Consider the following 1033-nt stretch of genomic DNA (forward strand, 5'->3'; position numbering starts at 1 on the left):
CGAGGTCCTCGATCAGTTCACGCCAGCCGGCGGTCTGGGATTCCGGGGCGAAGGGGTGGATGGAAGCGAACTCCGGCCAGGAGATGGCCTCCATCTCGGCCGTGGCGTTCAGCTTCATGGTGCACGACCCCAGCGGGATCATGGTCCGGTCCAGGGCCAGGTCGCGGTCCGAGAGGCGGCGGATATAGCGCAGCAACTGGGTCTCGGAACGGTGCGTGTTGAACACCGGGTGCTGCAGGAAGTCGGAGGAGCGCAGCACGGACTCCGGCAGTTCGAGACCCTGGGCTGAACCGACCGGGCCGGCGCCAAAGGCGACGGCAACGGCGGCGAGGACGTCCGGCGTCGTGGTTTCATCAACGGATACACCCACCGTGTCGGCGTCGATCACGCGAAGGTTGATGCCGCGGGCCTCGGCCGCCGCGATGACCTTGGCGGCCTTGCCGGGGACGCGGACCGTGACGGTGTCGAAGAAGGACTCGGATACCAACTCGCGGCCGGCGGCCTTAAGGGACGCTGCCAGGGTGCGGGCGTTGTTGTGGACGGCCTCGGCGATCGCCTTCAGGCCATCGGGGCCGTGATAGACGGCGTACATCGAGGAGACGATGGCCAACAGCGCCTGCGCGGTGCAAATGTTGGACGTGGCCTTCTCACGGCGGATGTGCTGCTCGCGGGTCTGCAGGGCCAGACGGTAGGCGGGGACGCCGGCGTTGTCCTTGGACACCCCCACAATGCGGCCCGGAAGCGTGCGTTCCATGCCCTCACGCACCGCCATGTAGGCGGCGTGCGGCCCGCCGAAAAACAGCGGCACACCGAAGCGCTGCGTGGAGCCGACTGCGATGTCCGCGCCCTGCTCGCCCGGAGGGGCAATCAGGGTCAGGGCAAGCAGATCCGCCGCCACGGTGACCAGTGCGCCGCGTTCCTTAGCCTCCGCGATCACGGCAGACTGGTCCCACACCCGGCCGGAGACGCCCGGCTGCTGCAGGACGACGCCGTTGATGACGCCGTCGGGCAGGCCCTTGGAGAGGTCGGCGAC

The 1033-nt window shown here is 68.6% G+C and carries 1 pseudogene; it reads right to left on the reverse strand.

Features of this window, described 5'->3' with window-relative positions:
• Positions 1-1033, reverse strand: a pseudogene (locus tag AC1D1S_RS21300) (glycine dehydrogenase (aminomethyl-transferring)); the annotation flags it as partial.

The organism is Arthrobacter sp. P1_A5 (assembly GCF_056406825.1).